We start from the raw sequence: 4,210 nt of genomic DNA on the forward strand, positions 1-4,210 counted from the left end.
GGCGGTTGGGTGCGGCGCCGCGTGACCGCCCACCCAATTCGCCGCGGCCGACCGCCGGGTCGGCCGCAACCGACCCGACGCCGTCATTGGACCGACCTCACTCCAACGGGCAACCCGCGCCGATCAGGCAGCGGCTGAACTCGGCTTCGCATTCGCCGTCGTGCTGGCCGTGGCTTTCGTACATGCACACGTTGTAGGCGATCCGGCATTCCTGGCACGAACCCAGCGGCGGCCGGGCCAGCGCGACGGTGGAGGCGGCGAACACGAACACGGCCGCGGCGGCCAGGGTGAGTTTGCGCATTTTCATCGACAGTTCCTTTTCCTTGGATCGGCGCGGGAACAGGCCCGGCCGGGGTGGCCGCGTCCACGAATGCGGACGCGGTGGCGAATGCCGGCGATGCGTACGAACGACCGATGCGGCAGCAGCGATGCGGCCACCGCACCAGATTGCCGAACGCGCGACGCGGCGAGACGACGCTAGCACCGCCGCGCGGCGATTTTCGCGGCGTACTGCCGCAATCGGAATCGAGCGCGCCGATTCGTCTTGCGCCACGCGCACTGCCCGCCGCGAACGTATCGGCACTTGTCCGATCAGCCGCTTCGACGCGCTGCGCGTTTGGCGCCGCGTCGACAACGAATCGCGCCGCTTCATCGCATCGCGCGACGCGGTTATGCCGAAGGTCATGCCATGACAAAGGTCACCTGGACTTCCTTCAGATTTGCGCGCGAACGCGAACCGATAGATTGCATCGCAAGTCAGAACTGCCCCCCCACTGAGGATGTCACCATGTTGTTGCCCACAAGGATTGCGTTGGCCACCCTGCTCGCTCTCGCCGCCACTTCCGCGTCCGCCGACCCGCTCGACGCTTGCGTGGATCTGAGCAAACCGAAGATTTCGCGCCTGGGCGACAAGGGCGTATTGATCAAGGACGCCGACAGCTTCTATCGCGTCAGCGTCAAGACCTGCTCGGACCTGGGCTTTACCCAGCAATTCCGCATCTCCACCGAAAAGCAGAAAGGCCGGCTCTGCCCGACCGGCACGCGCGTGATCACCAACCGCGACAACTGCGAAGTGACCGAAGTGGAGAAGATCGACGAAGCCGCTTACCGCAAACACGGCGGCCGCTGATACGCCGCTAGCATCCGAAGCCCCTGTAGGAGCGGCGCGAGCCGCGACCACGAATTCGCACCAACGTCGCAGGTTTCGCCGCAGTTGTGGATTCGCGGTCGCGGCTCGTGACCGAAGGAAATCCCTGCGGGACGCCGCTCCTACAGTCGGTTTGCCACGCTCCATCGATGAAACGAAAAAGGCGGCCGGATGGCCGCCTTTTTCTTGTGCGCTCGCGCTGACCGATCAGACCGTCGCCGGCAACAACCGCTCCGGCTCGGCCTGAGCGTCGACCACCAACTGATCGTCCTTGACGTCGATGGTGACCCGGCCGCCGCCCACCAGCTTGCCGAACAGCAGTTCGTCGGCGAGCGGACGCTTGATCTGATCCTGGATCACCCGCGCCATCGGACGCGCGCCCATCAACGGATCGAAACCGTGCTGGGCCAACCAGTCGCGCGCGGTCGGCGTGGCCGTCAGGGTCACGTTCTTCTCGTGCAGCTGGCTTTCCAGCTCGATCAGGAACTTGTCCACCACCCGCAGGATGTGGTCGAACCCCAGCGCCTGGAACTGCACCACCGCGTCGAGGCGGTTGCGGAATTCCGGGCTGAAGCCCTTGCGGATGACTTCCATCGCGTCGGTGGAATGGTCCTGCTTGGTGAAACCGATCGAGCGCCGCGAGGCCTGCGCCGCGCCGGCATTGGTGGTCATCACCAGGATCACGTTCTTGAAGTTGGCCTCGCGACCGTTGGTGTCGGTCAGCATGCCGCGGTCCATCACCTGCAACAGGATGTTGAAGATGTCCGGATGCGCCTTCTCGACTTCGTCCAGCAGCAGCACGCAATGCGGGGTCTTGACGATCTTCTCGGTGAGCAGGCCGCCCTGGTCGAAACCGACGTAGCCCGGAGGCGCGCCGATCAAACGGCTGACCGAATGCGGCTCCATGTACTCGGACATGTCGAAGCGGACCAGCTCGATGCCCAGTTGCAGCGCCAGCTGCTTGGTCACCTCGGTCTTGCCCACGCCGGTCGGGCCGGCGAACAGGAAGTTGCCGATCGGCTTGTCCGGATTGCCCAGGCCCGAGCGCGAGAGCTTGATCGCCGAGGACAGCGTCTCGATCGCCGGATCCTGGCCGAAGATCACCATCTTGAGGTTGCGCTCAAGATTGCGCAGCACGTCCTTGTCGCTGGCCGAGACCTGCTTGGTCGGGATGCGCGCCATCTTGGCCACGATCATCTCGACTTCCTCGATGTCGATCACCGACTTGCGCGCCGACTCGGGCAGCAGCCGCTGACGGGCGCCGGCTTCGTCGATCACGTCGATGGCCTTGTCCGGCAGCAGCCGGTCGCCGATGTGCTTGACCGACAGATCGACCGCAGCCTGCAGCGCCTCATCGGCATAGGTCACGCCGTGGTGCGATTCGTACTTGGGCTTGAGGCCCTGCAGGATCTCGTAGGTCTCGCCCACGGTCGGCTCGACGATGTCGATCTTCTGGAAGCGCCGCGCCAGCGCGCGGTCCTTCTCGAAGATGCCGCGGTATTCCTGGAAGGTGGTCGAACCGATGCAGCGCAGCTCGCCCGAAGACAAGGCCGGCTTGATCAGGTTGCTGGCGTCCATGGTGCCGCCGCTGGCCGAACCGGCGCCGATGATGGTGTGGATCTCATCGACGAACAAGATCGCCTCGGGCTGCTTCTTCAGCTGGGCCAGCACCGCCTTCAGGCGCTTTTCGAAATCGCCGCGGTACTTGGTGCCGGCGACCAGCGCGCCCAGGTCGAGGGCGAAGATGGTCGCGTTGCGCAGCACCTCGGGCACCTCGCCGTCGACGATGCGCTTGGCCAAGCCTTCGGCGATGGCGGTCTTGCCCACGCCGGCCTCGCCGACGTACAGCGGGTTGTTCTTGCGCCGGCGGCACAGCACCTGGATGGTGCGCTCGACCTCGTCGCCGCGGCCGACCAGGGGGTCGATCTTGCCTTCGCGGGCGAGTTGATTGAGGTTGCTGGCGAACTCGGCCAGGGCGTCGGACGACTTGCCGTCCACGTCCGGGCCTTCCTGCGGCTTGGCTTCTTCCTCGTGGTGGCCCTGGCCGTCTTCGCTGTGCTTGACGATGCCGTGGGAGAGGTAATTGACCACGTCGAGGCGGGCCACGTCCTGCTGATTGAGGAAGTAGACCGCGTGCGAGTCCTTCTCGCCGAAGATCGCCACCAGCACGTTGGCGCCGGTGACTTCCTTCTTGCCCGAGGACTGGACGTGATAGACCGCGCGCTGCAACACGCGCTGGAAACCAAGAGTGGGTTGGGTGTCGCGATCGACATCGTCGGGCAGCACCTGGACCGAGGTCGCGATGGCCTGTTCCAGGTCGCTGCGCAATCGCGCGAAGTCGGCGCCGGTGGCCTTGAGCACGGCCTCGGCGGAGGGGTTGTCGAGTAGTGCGAGCAGCAGATGTTCGACCGTCATGTACTCATGGCGCGCCTCGCGGGCGCGCTTGTAGCACTGGCCGATGCTGTATTCCAGATCCTTGCTGAACATGGGGCGGAGCCTCCAGGACGTATGCACGCTACGTGGGGGCGCTCGCCGGCTTTTCCATGCCCCGCCCCCGTGGCGGTACTCAGCTCCCTTTTAGGCCTTTTCCATCGTGCACAGCAAGGGGTGCTGATGCAGTCTTGAAAATTCGTTCACCTGCGCGACTTTGGATTCGGCGACTTCGCGCGTGAAGACGCCGCATACGCCGCGGCCGCGGGTATGGACATGGAGCATGATCTGGGTGGCTTTTTCGACGTTCATCGGGAAAAAGCGCATCAACACCTCGATCACGAAGTCCATCGGGGTGTAGTCGTCGTTAAGCAGCAGTACGGAATACAGCGGTGGACGGGCGACTTCGGGCTTGCCGGTTTCCACCAGCACGCCGTGACTGTGTTCGTGTTCGGTCTGTTTTGCCATGTCCGGATTATAGACGTCTGCCCCACATGGGCGTGGAGCGCGGGGCCGTGGAGAGGATCGCGGCGCGACATGGACGCATGCACGGCCGCATTGCAAAATGCCGCAGCGCCGCCATCTTGTGCGGAGCCGTCGGTCCAGATTGCGCCGATGCTGTCGAATTCAAGG

General features: G+C 64.6%; 5 protein-coding genes. 2 read left to right on the plus strand and 3 right to left on the minus strand.

The features are described 5' to 3' along the window. Positions 1–97: 97 nt before the first annotated feature. Positions 98–307, minus strand: coding sequence for a hypothetical protein (locus V7787_RS52305; protein ID WP_336095378.1), 210 nt, complete (start codon positions 305–307; stop codon positions 98–100). A 121-nt stretch (positions 308–428) separates the two neighbouring features. On the opposite strand from V7787_RS52305, the gene V7787_RS52310 reads away from it, so the two are divergent. Both V7787_RS52310 and V7787_RS52315 read left to right on the plus strand, forming a co-directional pair. Beyond that, positions 429–692, plus strand: coding sequence for a hypothetical protein (locus V7787_RS52310; RefSeq protein WP_336095379.1), 264 nt, complete (start codon positions 429–431; stop codon positions 690–692). A gap of 95 nt (positions 693–787) precedes the next feature. Continuing rightward, complete coding sequence (locus V7787_RS52315; RefSeq protein WP_336095380.1) at positions 788–1,129, plus strand: hypothetical protein; 342 nt, start codon at positions 788–790, stop codon at positions 1,127–1,129. A 225-nt stretch (positions 1,130–1,354) separates the two neighbouring features. On the opposite strand, the gene clpA is transcribed toward V7787_RS52315, so the two are convergent. Together clpA and clpS are read right to left on the minus strand one after the other, a co-directional pair. After that, positions 1,355–3,634, minus strand: coding sequence for an ATP-dependent Clp protease ATP-binding subunit ClpA (gene clpA / locus V7787_RS52320; protein WP_336095381.1), 2,280 nt, complete (start codon positions 3,632–3,634; stop codon positions 1,355–1,357). Positions 3,635–3,724: 90 nt separating this feature from the next. Next, entirely contained in the window at positions 3,725–4,045 is a 321-nt protein-coding gene (clpS, locus tag V7787_RS52325) for an ATP-dependent Clp protease adapter ClpS (RefSeq protein WP_336095382.1), read from the minus strand. Positions 4,046–4,210 lie beyond the last annotated feature (165 nt).

The organism is Pseudomonas sp. CGJS7 (genome assembly GCF_036961695.1).

Bases quoted from the DNA above. Each gene is read 5' to 3' on its own strand.
- V7787_RS52305 (WP_336095378.1), bottom strand. From the start codon at position 307: ATGAAAATGCGCAAACTCACCCTGGCCGCCGCGGCCGTGTTCGTGTTC.
- V7787_RS52310 (WP_336095379.1), top strand. From the start codon at position 429: ATGCGGCCACCGCACCAGATTGCCGAACGCGCGACGCGGCGAGACGAC.
- V7787_RS52315 (WP_336095380.1), top strand. From the start codon at position 788: ATGTTGTTGCCCACAAGGATTGCGTTGGCCACCCTGCTCGCTCTCGCC.
- clpA (WP_336095381.1), bottom strand. From the start codon at position 3,634: ATGTTCAGCAAGGATCTGGAATACAGCATCGGCCAGTGCTACAAGCGC.
- clpS (WP_336095382.1), bottom strand. From the start codon at position 4,045: ATGGCAAAACAGACCGAACACGAACACAGTCACGGCGTGCTGGTGGAA.